Origin of the sequence: Vandammella animalimorsus (assembly GCF_002285265.1) — a bacterium.
Classification (GTDB): domain Bacteria; phylum Pseudomonadota; class Gammaproteobacteria; order Burkholderiales; family Burkholderiaceae_C; genus Lampropedia.
In genome coordinates, this window is the sequence record NZ_NSJB01000002.1 from 38,157 (window position 1) to 53,932 (window position 15,776).

At 69.5% G+C, this 15,776-nt stretch carries 15 protein-coding genes; 10 read left to right on the plus strand and 5 right to left on the minus strand.

Annotated features, from left to right (window positions below; genetic code table 11):
* Positions 1 to 6: 6 nt before the first annotated feature.
* The 4 genes from CK625_RS04600 to CK625_RS04615 all read left to right on the plus strand — a co-directional run bounded on the left by CK625_RS04600 (position 7) and on the right by CK625_RS04615 (position 4,076).
* The gene (locus CK625_RS04600; protein ID WP_095539141.1) at positions 7 to 1,224 is read left to right on the plus strand and encodes an efflux RND transporter periplasmic adaptor subunit; all 1,218 of its coding nucleotides are present in this window, start codon (positions 7 to 9) and stop codon (positions 1,222 to 1,224) included.
* The gene (locus CK625_RS04605) at positions 1,221 to 2,471 is read left to right on the plus strand and encodes an ABC transporter permease (protein WP_095539142.1); all 1,251 of its coding nucleotides are present in this window, start codon (positions 1,221 to 1,223) and stop codon (positions 2,469 to 2,471) included. The genes CK625_RS04600 and CK625_RS04605 overlap by 4 nt, the downstream gene beginning before the upstream one ends.
* 41 nt (positions 2,472 to 2,512) lie before the next feature.
* The gene (locus tag CK625_RS04610; RefSeq protein ID WP_095539143.1) at positions 2,513 to 3,265 is read left to right on the plus strand and encodes an ABC transporter ATP-binding protein; all 753 of its coding nucleotides are present in this window, start codon (positions 2,513 to 2,515) and stop codon (positions 3,263 to 3,265) included.
* A 139-nt stretch (positions 3,266 to 3,404) separates the two neighbouring features.
* Entirely contained in the window at positions 3,405 to 4,076 is a 672-nt protein-coding gene (locus CK625_RS04615; RefSeq protein WP_095539144.1) for a LysE family transporter, read from the plus strand.
* An 81-nt stretch (positions 4,077 to 4,157) separates the two neighbouring features.
* On the opposite strand, the gene CK625_RS04620 is transcribed toward CK625_RS04615, so the two are convergent.
* Entirely contained in the window at positions 4,158 to 5,051 is an 894-nt protein-coding gene (locus CK625_RS04620) for a 2-keto-4-pentenoate hydratase (protein ID WP_429001296.1), read from the minus strand.
* A 63-nt stretch (positions 5,052 to 5,114) separates the two neighbouring features.
* Positions 5,115 to 5,894 carry an SDR family oxidoreductase gene (locus CK625_RS04625; protein ID WP_095539396.1) on the minus strand — a complete coding sequence of 260 codons (780 nt, stop codon included), beginning with the start codon at positions 5,892 to 5,894 and terminating at the stop codon, positions 5,115 to 5,117.
* Positions 5,895 to 6,249: 355 nt separating this feature from the next.
* On the opposite strand from CK625_RS04625, the gene CK625_RS04630 reads away from it, so the two are divergent.
* Together CK625_RS04630 and CK625_RS04640 are read left to right on the plus strand one after the other, a co-directional pair.
* Positions 6,250 to 7,941, plus strand: coding sequence for an electron transfer flavoprotein-ubiquinone oxidoreductase (locus CK625_RS04630; RefSeq protein ID WP_095539146.1), 1,692 nt, complete (start codon positions 6,250 to 6,252; stop codon positions 7,939 to 7,941).
* Positions 7,942 to 8,134: 193 nt separating this feature from the next.
* Positions 8,135 to 8,650 carry a hypothetical protein gene (locus CK625_RS04640; protein WP_095539148.1) on the plus strand — a complete coding sequence of 172 codons (516 nt, stop codon included), beginning with the start codon at positions 8,135 to 8,137 and terminating at the stop codon, positions 8,648 to 8,650.
* A 95-nt stretch (positions 8,651 to 8,745) separates the two neighbouring features.
* Here CK625_RS04640 and CK625_RS04645 read toward each other — a convergent pair whose 3' ends face one another.
* Both CK625_RS04645 and hpnC read right to left on the minus strand, forming a co-directional pair.
* Positions 8,746 to 9,399, minus strand: a complete 654-nt coding sequence (locus tag CK625_RS04645) for a glutathione S-transferase (protein ID WP_095539149.1) — start codon at positions 9,397 to 9,399, stop codon at positions 8,746 to 8,748.
* 81 nt (positions 9,400 to 9,480) lie between these two features.
* Positions 9,481 to 10,338 carry a squalene synthase HpnC gene (gene hpnC, locus CK625_RS04650; RefSeq protein WP_095539150.1) on the minus strand — a complete coding sequence of 286 codons (858 nt, stop codon included), beginning with the start codon at positions 10,336 to 10,338 and terminating at the stop codon, positions 9,481 to 9,483.
* A gap of 178 nt (positions 10,339 to 10,516) precedes the next feature.
* Between hpnC and CK625_RS04655 the strand changes: the two genes are divergently transcribed.
* Genes CK625_RS04655 through CK625_RS04665 form a run of 3 tightly spaced genes read left to right on the plus strand, consistent with a single transcriptional unit; the run spans position 10,517 to position 12,965 of the window.
* Complete coding sequence (locus CK625_RS04655; protein WP_238945518.1) at positions 10,517 to 10,867, plus strand: iron transporter; 351 nt, start codon at positions 10,517 to 10,519, stop codon at positions 10,865 to 10,867.
* Complete coding sequence (locus tag CK625_RS04660; RefSeq protein WP_095539151.1) at positions 10,864 to 12,621, plus strand: PepSY-associated TM helix domain-containing protein; 1,758 nt, start codon at positions 10,864 to 10,866, stop codon at positions 12,619 to 12,621. Before CK625_RS04655 ends, CK625_RS04660 begins: the two co-directional genes overlap by 4 nt.
* A complete protein-coding gene (locus tag CK625_RS04665) occupies positions 12,618 to 12,965 on the plus strand; it encodes a DUF3325 family protein (protein WP_095539152.1) in 348 nt (115 codons plus the stop codon). Before CK625_RS04660 ends, CK625_RS04665 begins: the two co-directional genes overlap by 4 nt.
* Positions 12,966 to 13,207: 242 nt before the next feature.
* Here CK625_RS04665 and CK625_RS04670 read toward each other — a convergent pair whose 3' ends face one another.
* Positions 13,208 to 14,842: an ABC transporter substrate-binding protein gene (locus CK625_RS04670; RefSeq protein WP_238945519.1), complete on the minus strand. Its 1,635-nt coding sequence runs from the start codon at positions 14,840 to 14,842 to the stop codon at positions 13,208 to 13,210.
* Between the two features lie 281 nt (positions 14,843 to 15,123).
* On the opposite strand from CK625_RS04670, the gene CK625_RS04675 reads away from it, so the two are divergent.
* Positions 15,124 to 15,633 carry a macro domain-containing protein gene (locus tag CK625_RS04675; protein ID WP_238945520.1) on the plus strand — a complete coding sequence of 170 codons (510 nt, stop codon included), beginning with the start codon at positions 15,124 to 15,126 and terminating at the stop codon, positions 15,631 to 15,633.
* Positions 15,634 to 15,776: the final 143 nt, after the last annotated feature.

The window sequence follows — 15,776 nt, forward strand, 5'->3', positions numbered from 1 at the left end:
AGCACCATGACCCTGACACGCCGCCGCTGGTTGATCGCCCTGCTCCTGCTGGGCCTGTGCGCCGCCGCGCTCTGGTGGTGGGTGCGCGTGCCCGCATTCGATGCCGTGCAGGTGCGCCAAGGGCCGCTGCGGCAGACTGTGGTGGCCACCGGGCGTGTGGACAGCGCCGCGCGCCTGGCCGTTGGCAGCCAGGCCATTGGCACGGTTGCGCAGGTGCTGGTGCGCGAAGGCCAGCAGGTGGCCGCGGGCGAGTTGCTGCTGCGGCTGCGCGCGCACGAGGCCGATGCCCAGGTGCACAAGGCCCAGGCCGAGCTGGCCCAGGCCCAGCTGCAACTGCGCAATCTGCAGCTGGTCGATGCTCCGGTCAGCGCCCAGGCGCTGCAGCAGGCCCAGGCTGCGCTGCAGCTGGCGCGGCGCGAGCATGCGCGCACCCAGGCCCTGGTGGCGCAGGGCTTTCTGGCCCAGGCCCACCTGGATGCGGCCGGCAACGCGCTGGCCGCAGCGCAGGCGCAGCTGCGCAGCGCCCAGGCCCAGCACGCGGCGCGGCAGGCCGGGGGCACGCAGCAGGCGCTGGCCCAGGCGCGGCTGCAGCAGGCCCAGGCGCAGCTGCTACAGGCGCAGGCGCAGCGCCAGTGGCTGGACATCCGCGCGCCCGCAGACGCCTTGGTGCTGACGCGCCAGGTCGAGCCCGGCGACGTGGTGCAGGCCGGGCGCACGCTGCTGGAGCTGGCGCAGACGGGCCAGACCCGCATCGAGGCCAATGTCGATGAGAAAAACCTCGCCCTGCTGCAGCCAGGCATGGCCGCGCAGGCTGTGGCCGATGCCTATCCGGGCCAGGGCTTTGCCGCCGAGCTGCAGCACATTGCGCCGGGCATTGATGCGCAGCGCGGCACGGTCGGCCTGCGGCTGCACGTGCCGCAGCCGCCGCCCTTTCTGCGCCCGGACATGAGCGTTTCGGTCGAGCTGCTGGCCAGGCAGCGGCCCGACGCGCTGATCCTGCCGGCCGATGCCGTGCAGCACAGCGGCCAGGCGCACTGGGTCTGGCGCCTGCAGCAAGGCCGGGCCCAGCGCACGCCGGTGACGCTGGGCATCCAGGGCATCGGCCAGGTCGAGGTCAGCGCTGGCCTGCAGGCCGGCGATTGGGTGCTCTACCCCAGCGCGGCGCTGCGCCAAGGCCAGCGCGCCGCCGCGCGCGATCTGCCTGGCGAGCGCGCCACGCCATGAGCCGATCACCCGCCGCCGCCACGCCGCCGCAGTGGCCCTACCGCCAGCGCCTGCCCTTCGTCTGGATGGTGGCGCTGCGCTTTCTGCGCGAGGGGCGCGTGCAGACCGCGCTGGTGCTGGCGGGCATCACCATCGGCGTGGCGGTGGTCGTGTTCCTGGCCGAGCTGATCGGCGAGCTGCAGCGCAGCACCGTCGCGCGCGTGCTGGGCAACCAGGCGCACATCGTCATGCGCCCGCTGGAGGAGCGCAACGTGCGCGCCAGCGCGGGCGACGCCGCGGCCATCATCGAGCCGCGCCCGCAGCGCCTGCGCGCCATCGACCAGTGGCAGTCCATGCTGGCGCTGGCCGAGCAGATGCAGGGCGTGCGCGCAGTCTCGGCGCTGGTCAGCGGCCCGGCCTTTGCCGTGCGCGGTCGCGCCAGCAAATCAGTGGCCGTGCTGGGCATGCAGCCCCAGCGTTATCTGAACATCGTCAAGATGCACGAGTTCATGGTGCAGGGCCGCTTCGCGCTCAGCGGCAACCAGACCATCATCGGCACCGATCTGGCCCAGGATCTGGGCGCCAGCGTGGGCGACAGGATTTTTCTGCGCACGGCCGAAGGCCGCAGCGAAACCCTGCAAATCGTCGGCCTGTTCGACATCGGAGCGCGCGATTTGAACCGCCGCTGGGTGTTCACCACCATGACGCTGGCGCAGAACCTGCTGGATCTGGCCGGCGGCGCCTCCACCATTGAGATCGCCGTGCACGAGCTGTTTGCCGCCAAGCACATCGCCCAGCGGCTGGCCGCGCGCAGCGGCCTGCAGGCCGAGAGCTGGATGGACACCAACGCCCAGCTGCTCAAGGCGCTGCGCAGCCAGGCGGCCTCCAACCGCGTCATCAGCAGCTTCACGGTGCTGGTCGTGGCGCTGGGCATTGCCAGCGTGCTGGTGGTCTCGGCCGTGCAAAAGCAAAAGGAGATCGGCATCCTGCGCGCCATGGGCGCGGCGCAGCGGCAAATCCAGGCCATCTTTTTGCTGCAAGGCGGCCTGCTGGGGCTGGCCGGCTCGGCCCTGGGCCTGCTGCTGGCGCTGGCGCTGCTGCTGGGCCTGGGGCGCCTGGCGCCCGAGAGCATTTTTGCCGACGTGCGCCTGGGCCTGCCCACGGTGGCCGCCACCGTGGCCGGGGCCGTGCTGATCGGGCTGGCCGGCGCCTGGTGGCCGGCGCGGCGCGCCAGCCGCCTGGAGCCGGTGCAGGCCATCAAAACCTGAGCCGCCACCGCGCCGCACCGACTTGCCGACTGCCAACTGCCATGCCCGACGCCGCTTCACAAGCCCCATCTGCCGCCGCAACCGCAACCGCAGCCGCGCCCACGCCCGTGCTGGAGCTGCGCGGCGTGCGCAAGTCGCACAACATCGGCACGCCGGTGGAGGTTGAAATCCTGCACGGCATCGACCTGCGCATTGCCGCCGGTGAGTTCTGCGCCCTGGCCGGGGCCTCCGGCTCGGGCAAGAGCACCTTGCTGAACGTGATCGGCCTGCTCGAACCAGCCACCAGCGGCGACATCCTCATCGATGGCCGCAGCGCCAGCGGCCTGAGCGAGCGCCAGCGCACTGCGCTGCGCGGGCGCAGCATCGGCTTCGTGTTCCAGTTTCATCATCTGCTGCCGGCCTTCAGCGCACTGGAGAACGTGCTCATGCCCGCCAGCATCGCCCACGACAGGGCGCGCGAGCAGGACGTCGAGCGTGCGCTGCAATTGCTCGACCGCGTCGGGCTGCGCGCGCATGCGCACAAAAGGCCGCATGCGCTCTCGGGCGGGCAGCAGCAGCGCGTGGCCATTGCCCGGGCGCTGCTGCCCGCGCCGCGCCTGCTGCTGGCCGACGAGCCCACCGGCAACCTCGACAGCCAGACCGCGCGCGAAATTTTTGCGCTGCTGCGCGAGTTCAGCGCCGAGCAATCGGCCCAGCAGCGCAGCGCCTGCCTGATCGTCACCCACGACCCGCAGCTGGCCGGCAGCTGCGACCGCCAACTGCTGATGCAAGACGGCCGCCTGGCCCAGTCGTAGCCAGGGACAGCGCAAAATCCACTCGAAACGCACATGCACGCACGCCCACTGTGCGCGTGTGCGCGTGTGCGCAACCCGCCCGGCGCACCTGCTGCCGCGCGGTATCTTTGACGCCTTTGAAAACAACGGAAATCGAACCATGGACTTTCATCTCTGGCTGGCCTACTTTGCCGCTACCTGGCTGATCGCGCTGTCGCCCGGCTCGGGCGCGGTGCTGTCCATGAGCCACGGGCTGGCCTATGGCGTGCGCCAAGCCTCGGCCACCATCTGGGGCTTGCAGATTGGGCTGGCCTTCATCTTGCTGGTGGCCGGGGTGGGCGTGGGCGCGGTGTTGCTGGCCTCTGGCACGGCATTCTGGGTGGTGAAGGTGGCCGGTGCGCTCTACCTATGCTGGCTGGGCCTCAAGCAATGGCGCGCGCCAGCGCACGTGGGCAGCCCGCTGGACGCCGCAGGCACGGCGGGCGCCGCACATGCGCCGCACCTGCCCGCGCATCCGTCCGTACGCCAGCGCCTGCTGACCGGCGCGCTGACCAACGCCACCAACCCCAAAGGCATCGTTTTCATGGTGGCCGTACTGCCGCAGTTCATCGACCCCCAGCGCCCGCTGGTGCTGCAACTGCTGATCCTGCTGATCACCACGCTGGCGGTGGACGTGGTGGTGATGCACGGCTATGCGTTCCTGGCCTCGCGCCTGCGCGCGCTGCTGCGCACGCCGCATGCACGGCGCGTGCAAAACCGCGTCTTCGGCGGCGTGCTCATGGCCATGGGCGCCAGCTTGCTGGCCGTGGGGCGCACGGCCCAGGCGGCCTGAGCCAAGCAAAGCGCCGCCAGCGCCATGGGAATGGCCGGGCACTGGCGCGCTGGCCAGTCTGGCCCGGCTGGGCAGGCCCGTTCACTCGAAGCGCACGCGCACCGGCTGGGCGCCGGCCAAGCCCTCGTAGCGCAGCTCGGCGCTCTGCCCGGCCGCAGGCGGCAGCAGCGGCGAGAACGAGCCGACGCTGAGCACATCGCCCTGCTTGAGCTCAATGCCCTCTGCGCCCAGGGCCTGCACCAGCCAGAGCACGGCATTGAGCGGGTGCTCCAGCACATCGCTGCCCTTGCCTCGCCCGAGCTCTTTGCCCTGCGCATCGCTGAGGGTGACTTCCATGTCCCTGAGCTGTTGCAGCAGCGCGGTGCGGCCGGCCTCGTCCTGCGGCACGGCCAGCGGCTGGCCGGCCACGCCCAGGCGGGCGCCGACGTTGATGGCGCTCACGCCCGCGCCGTTGAGCTTGGGCGGGGCCTGCACCAGCAGGTCGGGCAGCTCCATGAAGGGGATGATCTGATCCATGGCCGCCAGCGCCTGCTCAGGCGTGCGCGCCTGCTTGAGCGCCGCCGGGTCGGCCACGCGCAGCAGTAGGTCGGCCTCGAACAGCGGCCGGGCGCCAAAGCGGGCCGGCACGGCCGCGCCATTGGGCAGCAGCATGCCTTCGTAGAGCTTGCCCCACACGGGCTGATCGGTGTTGAAGCGCTTTTGCACCGCCGGGTTGGTCAGTCCTGCCTTGTAGCCCACGACCTTGCCCAGCCGCTGCGCCAGCGCGGCATTGAACTTGGCGCGCGTACAGGCGCCATCGGCCGCGCTCAGATCGCCCGGCGGGTTGTCCACCGGGGTTTTTTCCAGATAGCCCGTCACCCAGGCCTGGATCTGCGCATCGTCCAGGCACTGCGCCTGTGCGCTGCCCACCGCCCCCAGCGCGGCTGCGGCCAGCCAGGCGGCGGCCGCGCGCCGCATCGTCGTCGTGTGCTTCATGGTGTCTCCTGTTGAGTCAAAGCGGCAAATTCTGCCGCCCGCCGCCAGCGGCCCGCAAGCCGGTCAAACCCCGAAGCCATCGTCGGCGGCAATGACGGCGCCGTTGACGAAATGGCTGGCGCCGCTGGCCAGCAGCACGATCAGCCCGTCCAGATCCTCGGGCTGGCCAACCTTTTTGCGCGGCAGCATCTGGATGAGCTTCTTGCCCGCCTCGGTCTGGAAGTGCGTGCGGTTGATCTCGGTCTCGATATAGCCCGGGCACAGCGCGTTGACGTTGATGCCAAAGCGGCCCCACTCCAGCGCCATGGCCCGGGTCATCTGCACCACGCCGGCCTTGCTGACGGCGTAGATGCCGATCATGGGCAGCACGCGCAGGCCGGCCATCGAGGCCACGTTGATGATGCGCGCGCCCTGCAGCGTGCCGCCGCCGGCCTGGGCGCGGGCGATCATCTGCCGCGCCACGCCCTGGGCGACGAAGAAGGCGCCCTTGAGGTTGGTGTCCAGCACGAAGTCCCAGTCCTGCGGCGTGACGTCCTGCAGCTTTTGCGTGGTGCTCACGCCCGAGTTGTTGACCAGGATGTCGATCGGCCCGGCCTGGGCCTGGGCATCGGCCAGCGCCGCCTCGATGCTGGCCGGATCGGTCACGTCCATGGCCGTGATGAAGGCGCGCCCGCCGGCCTGCGTGATGCGCTCTTGCACCGCCTGCAGCGCGTCGCGGCGGCGGCTGGCCAGCACGACGGTGGCGCCGGCGGCGGCCAGCGTCTGCGCAAAACGGCTGCCCAGCCCGCTGGACGCGCCCGTCACCAGGGCCACGCGGCCGGCCAAATCGATGGTGTATGCCATGTCGTTCTCCATGTGCCGCTGCCAGGGCCGGCACGCCCTGGCAGCACTGAGGTTGCTTGTATCATTGGCACCCGAACTGTGCCGCCCGCCGCCGGTCTCTGCACCCTGGCGGCGGTTGCGCATTGTCGGCGTCTGCCTGCCCCGATGTGCGTCACCAGCCGGACATGGTTCTCAGAACCTGTGCGCAATCTGCGCGCGAGTGGGCACGAGGCGGTTTGGGATGGGATGCAAAGCGTCAAACGGCGCAGACCGCCCCAATCCGCCCCCTCTTGCCTGCCGGGCCGAGAGTGCGCACAGGTTCCGCATACGCCCCCACAAGTCCGGCGCAGCCGGCCCGCCCCCACAGGAATCGAGCATGACCAACGAAGAAATCCTTGCCCAGTACGGCCCACGCGAATCGATGGAATACGACGTGGTGATCGTCGGCGGCGGGCCCGCCGGCCTGGCCACCGCGATCCGCCTCAAACAACTGGCGGCAGCCAAGGAGCAGGAGCTCAACGTCGTGGTGCTGGAGAAAGGCTCCGAGCCCGGCGCGCACATTCTCTCCGGCGCCGTGATGGACCCGATCGCGCTGAGCGAGCTGATCCCCGACTGGAAGGAAAAAGGCGCGCCGCTGAACCAGCCCGTCAGCGCCGACGAGGTGCTGCTGCTGAGCGAGACCGGCGCCACCAAGACCCCGGCCGCGCTGGTGCCGAACAACTTCCACAACGAAGGCAACTACGTCATCAGCCTGGGCAATGTGGTGCGCTGGCTGGCCCAGCAGGCCGAGGCCCTGGGCGTGGAGATCTTCCCCGGCTTTGCCGCCACCGAGGTGCTCTACGACGAGAATGGCGCCGTCAAGGGCATTGCCACGGGCAACATGGGCATCGGCAAGGATGGCCAGCCTACCGGCGAATTCCAGCTGGGCATGGAGCTGCACGCCAAGTACACCGTGTTTGCCGAAGGCGCGCGCGGCCAGCTCGGCCGCCAGCTGCTGGCGCGCTTTAACCTGCAGGAAGGCAAGGCGCCGCAGAGCTTTGGCATCGGCATCAAGGAGCTGTGGGAAATCCCCGCCGAGAAAGCCCAACCCGGCCTGGTGGTGCACACCGCCGGCTGGCCGATGGACAAGGACACCTTCGGCGGCGGCTTTCTCTACCACATGGAGGGCAACAAGGTCACGCTGGGCTTTGTCGTCGGGCTGGACTACAAAAACCCCTGGCTGAGCCCGTTCGAGGAAATGCAGCGCTGGAAAAAGCACCCGGCCATCCTCAAGCACATCGAGGGCGGCAAGCGCCTGGGCTATGGCGCGCGCGCCATCAACAACGGCGGCATCCCCAGCCTGCCCAAGACCATCTTCCCCGGCGGCGCACTGGTGGGCTGCAACGCCGGCTACCTCAACGCCAGCCGCATCAAGGGCAGCCACGCAGCCATCAAGAGCGGCATGCTGGTGGCCGATGCGCTGTTCGAGGCCATTGCCGCCGGCCGCCAGCGCGATGAGCTCAGCGCCTACCCCGAGGCATTCGAGAAAAGCTGGCTGTACCAGGAGCTCAAGGCCGCCAGCAACTTCAAGCCCTGGTTCAAGAAGGGCCGCACCATCGGCATGCTGATGGCCGGGGTGGAGCACTGGCTGCTGCCCAAGCTGGGCGTGAAGGTGCCGCCCTGGACGCTGAAGAACCCCGCGCCCGACCACAGCTTCCTCAAGCCGGCGGCCGAGTGCGCCAAGATCGACTACCCCAAGCCCGATGGCACGATCACGTTCGATCGCCTCTCCAGCGTGTTCATCAGCAACACCAACCACGGCGAGGACCAGCCCGCGCACCTGACGCTGAAGAACCCGAACGTGCCCATCGAGGTCAACCTGCGCAAGTTCGGCGGCCCCGAATCGCGCTACTGCCCCGCCGGCGTGTACGAGTTCGTGGACGACGCCGCCAGCGAGGACGGCAAGCGCCTGCAGATCAACGCGCAGAACTGCGTGCACTGCAAGACCTGCGACATCAAGGACCCGACGCAAAACATCGTCTGGGTGGCCCCGGAAGGCGGCGGCGGGCCCAACTACTCGGACATGTGAGCGCCCTGCGCGCAAGCAGCCTGCAGCCCGGCCCGCGCCGGGCTTTTTGCTGGCTGCGCTACCATGCGGGCCGAGCGCCTTGCCTGCACCAGGCAACCGCAGCAGGCAGCCGCATCAGGCAGCCGCGCCGGCCGCCTGACACCGCCATGCAAGGCGCCATCCACATCAAACACACGTAGGGAGTCCAACCGCCATGTTCGTCACACGCCGACCCACACGCCTTCTCTCTGCCGGCCTGCTCGCCAGCGCCGCGGCCCTGGCCGCGCTGGCCGCCCCCGGCAGCGCCGCAGCGCAGCAGACCTACAAATGCAAGGGGCCGGGCGGCAAGACCATCTACCAGCAAACCCCTTGCGCCGGCGCCACCTCCGGCGGGCACCTGATCGACGATGTCACGCGCCAGCGCCAGATCAACCGCCAGCAGCGCAAGGACGATGTCGCCCAGGAGCGCGTCGATCGCCTGCAGCTGCAGCGCGCCGAACTCGACAAGCTGCGCCCGCCGGCGGCCAGCGCCGCTGCCAACGGCAGCAGCGCCGCAGCGGCCACAACCAGCAGCGCCACAACCAGCAACGCCACGGCCGGCAGCACGGCGGCAGGCAGCACGGCGACCACGAGCGCCGCTGGCAGCACTGCCGCGGCCACTGCAAACAGCAGTGGCCGCAGCGCCACACCCCCGGTCGCCCCCCAGACCGCCCCCGCTGCCCAGCAATGATGGCTGGCTGGCAACGCCGCCAGGGCGGCTTTTGCCTGCACGCGCCCTGGCAATCAGCGCCTGTTCAAAGGCTTTTTTGATCTCTTGAATGCAAATCAGCGGCCCGCGCTGTAGCGGGCCAGCAATTGCTCGGCGTTGTGCTTGCGCTGGGCATTGAGCGCCTGCACGTGGGGGCGCTGCGCCATGCGCGCCAGATAGTCCTGCGCCTGCAGCTCGGCCAGCGCGTCCTGGCCGTAGATGGCGCGCGTGGCGCTGCTGATGAGCGGCAGGTGCACGATGGCGGCGCAATCGGCCCAGCTCAGCGCATCGCCGACCAGGAACGGGCGGGAAAAATCGGCCAGCTGCGCAAAGGCCGGCACGTTTTTCTTCAGCAGGCGCGCCGCCGTTTGCTGCACTTCGTCGCTGACGCGGCCGCCAAACAGCGCCTGCGGGTACAGGGTGCGCGCCACCAGCTCCAGGTGCAGCTCCATGTGGCGCACCAGCTCACGCACCTTGGCCGCCGCATACGCATCGGCCGGCAGCAGCGCCGGCTGCGGGTGGATGGCCTCGATGTATTCCAGCATCGGCACGGATTCGCTCACCGCCCCCTGGGGCGTGAGCAGGTAGGGCACCTTGCCCAGCGGGCTGGCGCTGCGGTCCACGTCCTCCAGCCAGACCAGCCGCTCCTCGAAGGGCACGGCCTTCTCCAGCAGGGCCAGCTTGACCAGGTTGTAGTAGTTGCTGGCGGCAAAGCCACAAAGGGTGAGCATGTCGTTCTCCTGTTGCTGTGATTGAGTGGGGTTGGGCCCTGGGCGCGGCGTGCCGGCCCAGGCGGATGCAGGGGCCGCGCGCTACATGCGCCAGGCGCGCCACAGCAGCAGTGGCACGTCGCCGCGGCCGATGGTGGGGCGGTGGTAGTAATTGGCATAGCCGCCGGCTTCGATCTTTTCCAGAATGCGCAGGCCGCCCTGCACCATGGCGCGCAGCTCCCAGCCCGAGCGCCCGCTCAGGCGCTGCACCAGCGGCAGCCCTTGCTGCATGCACTCGCGCGCCCATTGCACCAGCGAGGCCATCAAGTCGGCCAGGGGCTGTGGCGGCTGCGGCTGCTGGCAGGCCTGCTTTTGCATGGGGCGCGAGACGCCGTAGGCGCTGGCATCGCGCTCGGGCACGTACCAGCGCCCGCGCTCGATGTCGCGGCCCAGGTCCTGCCAGAAGTTGATCAGCTGCAAGGCCGTGCAAATGGCATCGCTTTGCTGCTGGGCCGCAGCGCTGTCCACCCCGTACAGGCGCAGCAGCAGGCGGCCGATGGGGTTGGCCGAGCGCGCGCAGTAATCCAGCAGCTCGGCGCGGTCGGCGTAGCCCTGGCCCGTGGCGGTTTTCTTCACATCCTGCTCGAAGGCATCGAGCAGGGCATCGAAAGGCGCCAGGGGCAGATCGAACTGCGTGCGGGCGTGTTGCACGGCAGCGAAGATGGGCTGCCAATGCGGCGGCGGCACGATCTCGCCATGCAGGCACAGCCGGTATTCGCGCAGCAGCTGCAGGCGCTCGGCCATGGGCAACTGCCCCTCATCGGCCAGGTCGTCGGCCGTGCGCGCGTAGTGGTAGATGGCCGCCACCGGCGCGCGCAAATGGGCCGGGCACAGCCAGCTGGCCACCGGGAAGTTCTCATAGTGCCCCACGGGCTGAAAGGCAATGGGTTGTCGCTCCATAGCGCCGTATTATTCGCCAGCCAAGCCATGGCCTGCGGCAATGCGCAAGACAGCCCGCCACCCATCGCCAGATCCCTTTTCTCCTGGGCCCGGCGGCCACAATCAAATTGAATACGAATAATTCTTATATGATTGCGCGCTTTGTTTTTCAGCCTTCGTTCGCGGCCCATTGCGCCCCATGCCTCAGCCCAGCCCACTCACCCCCGCCGCCGCCCGCCCTGCCCCAGGCGGTGCGCCACGCCGCTACCGCCTGGCCGTGCTGTCGCGCACGGTGGCGGCCGTGGGCCTGGGCTATGCCTTGTCGGCCTGCGCCGCCTCGCTCCTGGCGCTGCTGCTGCACTGGGCCGGCATGCCCCGGGTCGATGCCGTGCTGCTCTCGAACATGCTGGCTTTCGTGCTGTATGCCACGGCCCTGCTGTGGTCGTTCGCCTGCGCCAGCGCCTGGCGCACCTGGTGCGGGCTGGGCGCGCCGGCGCTGGCATCGGCACTGGCGCTGTGGGCCGTGCAAGGCCTGCGCGGCGGCGCATGAGGGCCGACGGCAAGCCCGAGGGGCTGCGCCAGGCCATGGCCTGGCTGCACACCTGGAGCGGCCTGCTGCTGGGCTGGCTGCTGTTTGCCATCTTCTTCACCGGCACGCTGAGCTATCTGCGCAGCGAGATCGACGATTGGATGCGCCCCGAGCTGCACCGCTCCTCGCCCGCCACGCCCGCCGCGCAGGTGGCCGGGCAGGCCTTGCAGACCCTGGCGCAGCTGGCGCCCCAGGCCAGCAGCTGGAGCATTGCGCTGCCCGGCGCGCGGCAGACGGCCGTGACCATCCAGTGGCGCGATGCCGCGTCTGGCCCTGGCCAGGGCCGCGCCGGGCTGCACACGCGCCAGCTCGATGCGGCCAGCGGCGCGCCCATCACGGCGCGCCAGACGCGCGGCGGCAATTTCCTCTACCGCTTCCATTTCGAGCTCTACGGCCTGCCGCGCAGCTGGGCGCGCTGGCCGGCGGGCATTGCTGCCATGGCCATGCTCGTGGCCATCGTCAGCGGCGTCATCACGCACAAGAAGATCTTCAGTGATTTCTTCACCTTCCGGCCCGGCAAGGGCCAGCGCTCCTGGCTGGATGCGCACAATGCCACAGCCGTGCTGGCCCTGCCCTTTCACTTCATGATCGCCTTGAGCGGGCTGCTGTTGCTGATGAACCTGCTCATGCCCTGGCCGCAGCAAGCCGTCTACCAGGGCGACAGCCGCGCCTACTTCGCCGACCTGATCGGCACAGCCGCAGCCCGCGGCCCAGGGCGCGGCATGGGCGGTGCGGGCAGCGCCAGCAGCGACACAGCCAACGCAGCAGCAGAGCCGCAGCAGGCCGCCGCTGCGCACGCAGCGGCGCTGCCCGCCATGCTGGCGCAGGCGCAGGCGCAATGGCCGGTGCACGGCGTGGGGCGCATCACCATCAGCGCGCCGCGCTCGGCCGATGCCGTGGTGGAGCTGCGCGAAGGCGGCGGCCAGCACCTGAGCGATCAGGGCAGCGCGCGGGTGCTGCGCTTCAGCGCCGCCAGCGGCGCGGCGCTGCAAAGCCCGCCGGCGGCTGCGCCCAGCTGGGTGCGCGCCAGCTACAACATCCTCGTCGCGCCCCACATGGGCCGCTTTGCCGAGCCGGCCGTGCGCTGGCTGCTGCTGCTGTCGGGGCTGATGGGCTGCTTCATGATCGGCAGCGGCCTGGTGCTGTGGGTGGTCAAGCGACTGCCGCAGCGCGCCAAGCTGGGCCGCACGCCATGGGGGCATCGGCTGGTCGAGGCTCTCAACGTCGGCGCCATCGCCGGCCTGCTGCTGGCCACGGCCAGCTACTGGTGGCTCAACCGCCTGCTGCCTGCGCACTGGGCCGATCGCGCGCTGTGGGAAATCCGCGGCTTTCTGCTGGTCTGGCTGCTGTGCGCACTGCACGCGGGGCTGCGCCAGCACCGCCGCGCCTGGCTGGAGCAAATGGCCGCCGCCACCGTGCTGCTGGGCCTGTTGCCCGTGCTCAACGCCCTGAGCGGCGGCGCGGCGCTGTGGAGCGCCTGGGCCAGCGGGCAGTGGGGCCTGGTCGGCTTCGAAGTCTTCGCTCTGCTGCTGGCCGGCTGCTGCGGCAGCATCTGGTTCTGGCTGGGCCGCCGCCAGGCGAGCGCCAAACAGCCGGCCCGGCACAAGAAGCCAGACGCCGGCGCGGCGCGGGCTGTGGCCGGATCTGGCGGAACTGTCGGAACTGGAGGCCCTGCCGCCGAGCCGGCCCTGGCGCTGCAGGAGCCCGCGCCATGAGCCTGTGGCATACGCTGCTGCTAGCGCTGGCGCTGGCCTTCAGCGGCTTGGCGCTGCTGGCCGCGACCATGGAGCGCCACCGGGCCGACTTCGCCCCCCTGCCCGCCCAGCCCCCGTGGCAGGCCGCGCTGCGCTGCGCCGGCTGCGGCCTGCTGGCCCTGGCGCTGGGCGCGGCCCTGCAGCGCTGGCCACCGGCGCTGGCCGTGCTGGCCTGGCTGCAACTGCTGAGCCTGGCCGCGCTGGCCCTGGGCCTGTTGCTGTGCTACCGGCCCCGGCGCGCCAGGCAAGGGCTTGCTGGCGGCCTGGCCGCATGCGGCGCACTGGGGCTGCTGCAGCTCTTTTGAGCAACAGGGGTTGTTGAGATTGGGTTTGCGAAGCGGTTTTTCGAGGCCACAGCCGCAGCTGCAAGGCCAAAAATGCGCGCAAGGCCTGGACGGCTTGCAAGCATTCTCAACGCAGCTGCTACGGCAGTTTTGACCGAAAACACCGCCGCAATGCTCCATCTCAACGGCCCCGAAATGACCCCGAAATGGCTCCGAGCGTGGCTGCCCTCTAAATCCTCCGCTGCGTGCAAACCCTTTGTGGCTCAGCGCGCCTTGCCGCCGGCGGGCTGCACCGTCGTCCATTGCGGCATGGGCACGTCGTTGGCGCGGTAGATGGTCTGCACGTTCTTGCGCATGGCCCAGGGGCGGATCTGGTGGTGCAGCGGCAGGTAGTAGTACTCGTCCTTGACGATTTGCAGCGCCTGGTTCAGTTGCGCATCGCGCTTGGCCTCATCGGTTTCCGTGCGCGCTGCGGCGATCACCGCATCGAGCTTGGCGTCCGACAGGCGGCCCATGTTGAAGTTGCCGGCGCTGCCGCCCTCGCGCGTGTGCGCCAGCGAGTCCAGCGTGTACAGCGCATCGAAGGTGGCCACGCCCCAGCCGTACAGATAGACGCTGGCATCGTGGCTGGCGACTTTCTTCGAGTAGGTGGCCATGGGCATGGTGCGCAGCTGCGTCTTGATGCCGATGCGCGCCCACATGGCGGTGACGGCCTGGCAGATGGCCTCGTCATTGATGTAGCGGTCGTTGGGGCAGTCCAGCTCCAGCGAGAAGCCCTCGGGGTAGCCCGCCTCGGCCAGCAGCTTGCGCGCGGCCTGCGGGTCGTAGGCGCTGGCGCGCTGCTCCAGCTGCTGCGACCAGCCGTGCACCATGGGCGCCACCATGGCCCCGGTGGGCACGGACAGGCCGCGCATGATGCGCTTGTGGATGGCATCGATGTCGATGGCCTGGTAGAGCGCCTGGCGCACGCGCCGATCCTTGAGCGGGTTGCGGTCCTTGACACTGCCGTAGAGCAGCTCATCGCGATGCAAATCCAGGCCGAAGAAAATCGTGCGGTACTCGGCCCCCTCCAGGATGCGGATGTCGGCATTGGCCGCCAGGCGCTGCAAGTCCTGCGGCGGCGGGTCGTTGATGAAGTCCACCTGATTGCTCAGCAGCGCGGCCGTGCGCGTGGCCGCCGAGGCAATGGGCGTGAACACCACTTCAGTCACATTGCCCTCGGGCCGGTCCCACCACTGCTCGTTGCGCGTCAGGCGCGTGCGCGTATCGGGCTGCCAGCTCTGCAGCACGAACGGCCCGGTGCCGTTGGCGTGGCGCGCGGCGTGGTTTTCCTTCTTGGCGGCAAAGTCCTGCGAGAGCACCGAGTTGTGCTCCTCCGCCCAGGCCTTGTTCATGATGCGCGCGCCGATCAGCTCGCGCAGCAGCAAGGGGCTGGGGCCCTTGAGATCGAGCTGCACCGTCATGCCGTCGATCTTCTCGACCTTAGCGATGCTGCGCACGTAGGCGCCCATGTTCGAGGGCGGCGTCATTGCGCGCTGCAGCGAGAACACCACGTCGTCGGCCGTCAGCGGCGCGCCATTGTGAAAGCGCACCCCTTCGCGCAGTTTGAACTGCACCTGCGTGGGGCTGAGAAACGTCCAGCTGCTGGCCAGCGCCGGCTCGATGCGGAACTCCTTGTCATAGCGCGTCAAACCCTCATACACCAGCTGCACGAAGGTGTTGGTCATCAGGTGGTTCTGTGCGTGGGGGTCAAAGGTCAGAATGTCATTGGCCGCCGCCCAGCGCAAAGTCTCGGCCTGCGCCGCGCCGGCAGCGCCACAGGCCAGCGCCAGGCCCAGGGCCGCAGCGCCCAGCGGTGTTTTCCAAGGCATGGCCAGGGGCCGGGGGGATTGGTTCATGGTCTCGTCCTTTCACGGTGTTCCGGGCGCGGCGCGCACAGGCCGCGCCACGCATGGCGGCGCATTGTCGCACTGGCGCCCAGAGCCTGCTGCGCACGGCGCCAGGCCAGGCCAAGACAGCCCAGTAAAACACCCAACAACCCCCGTGGCCGCGCCGGGGCGCTGCTATATTCGGACGCGGTCGGACAAGCCCGCTTTGCACGCATCTCAAGCGCTGGATTTCAACCGCTTGGGCCGCGCGCGGGCCACCCTGCGAGATCCGCAACAACGCAACAAGGAGAATGCAATTGATCAAGGAAGTCACTGGCGACATTTTGCTGAGCAAGGCCGAACTGCTGGCCCATGGCATCTCGGCGCAAGACCCGTTCGACAGCGGCCTGGCACTGGCGCTGCGTGAGCGCTGGCCCTCGCTGGTCAAGGACTACCGCCACCACACCCACTCGCACGCCATCGAGGCCGGCCAGATCTGGCCCTGGGTGGGCGTGCAGGAAGAAGGCGGCGTGCGCCGCATCGTCAACCTGGTGACGCAAAACACCATGGGCCAGGGCCCCAGCGCCAAGCCCGGCAAGGCCACGGTCGAGAACGTGCGCCACGCACTGCAGAACCTGGCCAAGTACGTCAAGCAGGAAAACATCCGCAGCCTGGCCCTGCCGCGCCTGGCCACCGGCGTGGGCGGCCTGGAGTGGGAAGACGTCAAGCCGCTGGTGCAGCAGTACCTGGGCGAGCTGGACATCCCGGTCGTGGTCTATACCACCTACCACAAGGGCGAGCAGGCCGACGAAGGTCTGTGAGCATCTGCCCGGGCCATGCAACCTGGCCCGGGCGCTGCAAAGAACAAAACGCCACCGCTGCAGCGGTGGCGTTTTTTTGCGCCTGCGCGCCAGCGCCAGGCAAGGCGCGATGCGCAGCGCCAAGCCAGTGAACGCGGGCTTTG

Excerpts from the sequence above, each read along its gene's own strand:
- CK625_RS04600 (WP_095539141.1), top strand. The coding sequence starts at position 7 with ATGACCCTGACACGCCGCCGCTGGTTGATCGCCCTGCTCCTGCTGGGC.
- CK625_RS04605 (WP_095539142.1), top strand. The coding sequence starts at position 1,221 with ATGAGCCGATCACCCGCCGCCGCCACGCCGCCGCAGTGGCCCTACCGC.
- CK625_RS04610 (WP_095539143.1), top strand. The coding sequence starts at position 2,513 with ATGCCCGACGCCGCTTCACAAGCCCCATCTGCCGCCGCAACCGCAACC.
- CK625_RS04615 (WP_095539144.1), top strand. The coding sequence starts at position 3,405 with ATGGACTTTCATCTCTGGCTGGCCTACTTTGCCGCTACCTGGCTGATC.
- CK625_RS04620 (WP_429001296.1), bottom strand. The coding sequence starts at position 5,051 with ATGAAGCACACGACGACGATGCGGCGCGCGGCCGCCGCCTGGCTGGCC.
- CK625_RS04625 (WP_095539396.1), bottom strand. The coding sequence starts at position 5,894 with ATGGCATACACCATCGATTTGGCCGGCCGCGTGGCCCTGGTGACGGGC.
- CK625_RS04630 (WP_095539146.1), top strand. The coding sequence starts at position 6,250 with ATGACCAACGAAGAAATCCTTGCCCAGTACGGCCCACGCGAATCGATG.
- CK625_RS04640 (WP_095539148.1), top strand. The coding sequence starts at position 8,135 with ATGTTCGTCACACGCCGACCCACACGCCTTCTCTCTGCCGGCCTGCTC.
- CK625_RS04645 (WP_095539149.1), bottom strand. The coding sequence starts at position 9,399 with ATGCTCACCCTTTGTGGCTTTGCCGCCAGCAACTACTACAACCTGGTC.
- hpnC (WP_095539150.1), bottom strand. The coding sequence starts at position 10,338 with ATGGAGCGACAACCCATTGCCTTTCAGCCCGTGGGGCACTATGAGAAC.
- CK625_RS04655 (WP_238945518.1), top strand. The coding sequence starts at position 10,517 with ATGCCTCAGCCCAGCCCACTCACCCCCGCCGCCGCCCGCCCTGCCCCA.
- CK625_RS04660 (WP_095539151.1), top strand. The coding sequence starts at position 10,864 with ATGAGGGCCGACGGCAAGCCCGAGGGGCTGCGCCAGGCCATGGCCTGG.
- CK625_RS04665 (WP_095539152.1), top strand. The coding sequence starts at position 12,618 with ATGAGCCTGTGGCATACGCTGCTGCTAGCGCTGGCGCTGGCCTTCAGC.
- CK625_RS04670 (WP_238945519.1), bottom strand. The coding sequence starts at position 14,842 with ATGAACCAATCCCCCCGGCCCCTGGCCATGCCTTGGAAAACACCGCTG.
- CK625_RS04675 (WP_238945520.1), top strand. The coding sequence starts at position 15,124 with ATGCAATTGATCAAGGAAGTCACTGGCGACATTTTGCTGAGCAAGGCC.